The sequence below is a fragment of the Pirellulales bacterium genome, assembly GCA_035533075.1.
Classification (GTDB): Bacteria; Planctomycetota; Planctomycetia; order Pirellulales; family JAICIG01; genus DASSFG01.
This window is the reverse complement of record DATLUO010000019.1, coordinates 1-3,292: the sequence shown is the minus strand read 5'-3', so window position 1 is coordinate 3,292 and position 3,292 is coordinate 1. Positions and strand designations below refer to the sequence as shown.

General features: G+C 64.6%; 1 protein-coding gene. It reads left to right on the top strand.

From position 1 onward, the window contains the following. Positions 1–2,795 (top strand): efflux RND transporter permease subunit (locus VNH11_01865; GenBank protein ID HVA45107.1); only part of this gene is annotated, 2,795 nt, incomplete at its 5' end. Positions 2,796–3,292 lie beyond the last annotated feature (497 nt).

Sequence of the window (3,292 nt, the reverse complement as noted above, 5' to 3'; positions counted from 1 at the left end):
TCCGCGCGCGCCAGCTCGTGCAGGAGCGGCTGGCGACCGAGGCCGGACGGCTGCCCGCCGTCGCCAGGCCGCCGGTGATGCTCTCGCCCTTGTCGTCGACCAGCCGGGTGATGAAAATCGGCGTCAGCTCGGGCAAACTGTCGCAGATGGAGCTCAGCGAGCTGGCCCGTTGGACGATCCGGCCGCACCTGATGGCCGTGCGCGGCGTGGCCAACGTGGCGATCTGGGGGCAACGCGACCGGCAGTTTCAGGTCCTGGTCGATCCCGACCGCTTGCGGAGGCACGAGGTTTCGCTCGACGCCGTCCACAAGGCGGCCGCCAGCGCCACGCTCCCCGATAACGGCGGTTTTCTCGACAGCCCCAACCAGCGGCTGGCAATCCGCCACTTGTCGAGCATCACCAGCACCGACGAGCTGGGGGGCGTGGTGGTCGATTTCCGGCAGGGCGCGCCGCTACGGCTGCGCGACGTGGCCGACATCGTCGAGAACTTTCCGGCCCCGATCGGCGACGCCGTGATCAACGACGGACCCGGCTTGCTCTTGATCGTCGAGAAACAGCCCTGGGGCAACACGTTGGAGGTCACGCGGCAAGTCGAAAAGGCGCTCGACGATCTCAAGCCGGGGCTCAAGGACGTCGACGTCGACCCCACGATTTTTCGCCCCGCCACGTTCATCGAGCGTTCGCTTCACAACCTCTCGCGCGCCATGCTCGTCGGCTGCGGCCTGGTGATCGTGATCCTGGCCGCGTTCCTGTTCGACTGGCGGACCGCATTGATCAGTATCACGGCCATCCCGCTTTCGCTGGTGGCCGCCGCGCTCACGCTGCACTACGCCGGCGAGACGATGAATACGATGGTCCTGGCCGGACTGGTGATCGCGCTGGGCGAGGTCGTGGACGACGCGATCATCGACGTCGAGAACATCCTACGGCGATTGCGGCTGAACCGCGTGGCGGCGCAGCCGGCCCCGGCCTTCAACGTGGTGCTGGCCGCGTCGCTCGAAGTCCGCAGCGCCGTCGTCTTCGCCAGCCTGATCGTGATCCTGGTGTTCGTGCCGGTCCTGTTTCTCGACGGCCTGGCGGGCTCGTTCTTCCGGCCGCTGGCAGTGTCGTACATCCTGGCCATCAGCGCATCGCTTTTGGTGGCGTTGACGGTCACGCCGGCGTTGTCGCTGGTGCTGTTGCCCGGCGCGCCCGAGCGGCACGCACCCCAGCGGCACCGTGACGCGCCGCTGGCGCGGCTGCTGAAGCGCGTCTACCGGGCGGTCCTGCCCTCCCTGGTCGCCAGGCCCGTCTGGGCGATCGCGTGCATCGCCGTGATGTTCGGCCTGACCGGTTGGGCCTTTCTTGGGTTGGGAAAGGAGTTCTTGCCCAACTTTCAAGAAACCGATTTCCTGATGCACTTCGTCGAGAAGCCGGGCACGTCGTTGGAGGCCATGCGTCGGATCACGATCCGCGTCAGCCGGGAGCTGCGCGGGATCGAGGGTGTGCGCAACTTCGGCTCGCACATCGGCCGGGCCGAGGTGGCCGACGAGGTGGTGGGGCCGAACTTCACGGAGCTTTGGATCAGCGTCGATGAAGGCGTCGACGTGCCGGAAACGATGGCCAAGGTTTCGGAGGCGATCGAGGGCTACCCCGGGCTGAAGCGTGACGTGCTGACGTACCTCAAGGAGCGGATCAAGGAGGTGCTCACCGGGGCCTCGGCCGCGATCGTGGTGCGAATCTACGGCTACGACATGGACGTGCTCCGCAAGAAGGCCGAGGAGGTCCGCAGCGAGATCGCCGAGGTCGAAGGGGCGCAGGACCTCCAGGTCGAGTCCCAAGTGCTCGTGCCGCAGGTGCAGGTGCGGCTCTATCCCGAGGCGGCGGCGCGCTTTGGGCTTTCGCCCGGCCAGGTCCGCCGCGCGACGACCACGCTGGTGCGCGGGGCGAAGGCGGGCGAGGTCTACCGCGACCAGAAATCGTTCGACGTCGTCGTCTGGGGGGTGCCGGAACTGCGGACCGACGTCAACGCGCTCTTGCGGCTGCCGATCGAAACGCCCTTGGGCGGTTACGTGCCGCTGGGCGACGTGGCCGACGTGCAAGTCGTGCCGGCACCCAACGAGATCAAGCGCGAGCACGCCTCGCGGCGCATCGACGTGACTTGCAACGTCAAAGGACGCGACCTGGGCTCGGTGGCTCAGGAAATCGAGCGGAAGGTCCGCACGCTCGAATTCGACCACGGTTACCACCCCGAGTTCCTGGGCGAGTACGCGGCGCTCGAGGAATCGCGACGCCGGCTCTATGCCCTGGCCGCGATTTCGCTGGTGGGGATCGTGCTGCTGCTGCACGTCGATTTCCAGTCGCTGCGACTGACGCTCCTGGTGTTGTTGACGATCCCTTTTGCGCTGGTGGGCGGCGTGGCGGCCGTCGAGCTGGCCGGCGGCGTGCTCTCGCTCGGCTCGCTGGTCGGCTTCGTCACCGTGCTGGGGATCGCCGCGCGCAACGGTATCATGCTCGTCAGCCATTACCGGCACTTGGAGACCGAGGAGGGGGAACCGTTCGGCCTGCCGCTCGTGCTGCGGGGGGCGGAAGAGCGGCTCACGCCGATCTTGATGACGGCGCTGGCCACCGGGTTGGCGCTGGTGCCATTGGTGGTGGCGGGCAACCGGCCGGGGCACGAGATCGAGTACCCGATGGCCATCGTCATCCTCGGCGGGCTGATCACGTCGACGTCGCTCAACCTTTTCCTGCTGCCGCCGCTTTATGCGAAGTTCGGGCGGGTACGAGAATACAATCCTACGGACGAGTTGTCATAATCGGATTCGGCCTCGGGAATGTCGAAAAAACTGGTGTTCGTGGAGGGGACACAGGAAAGATTGTAAGATGCTTGCGGCATTGGAGTAACACGATACGATCAGCCAAAGCAGATTGCATGCCGCGGCAATCACATTACTAGCTGCTATGAAGGAAAAAACGATGATTATTGAACGACGTGGTTCTAGTACCGATTGGGGAACGTTCAAGACTGATGTAACCATTAGCCGCGCTGAATGGGACGCTAATTCAATATCTCTTCGAATGAATGCGAATAACGTCGAGGACTTCAATACCTGCGCCCATCACGATTGGGAACTCTTCCTGTCACCTTCCGACTTGGCCATAATCTTGGACGCCGCTTCGAGAGCGATAGGTAGCCCCGAGTTCAAGGTTCTCGCGGAAGCCGTGCGACCAAGACTCACGGCAATGCTTCGTCTTGCGGCCGAATGTTCGGCGGCTGGTGATCGATAATACCGATTCGGACTTTGCATGGTAA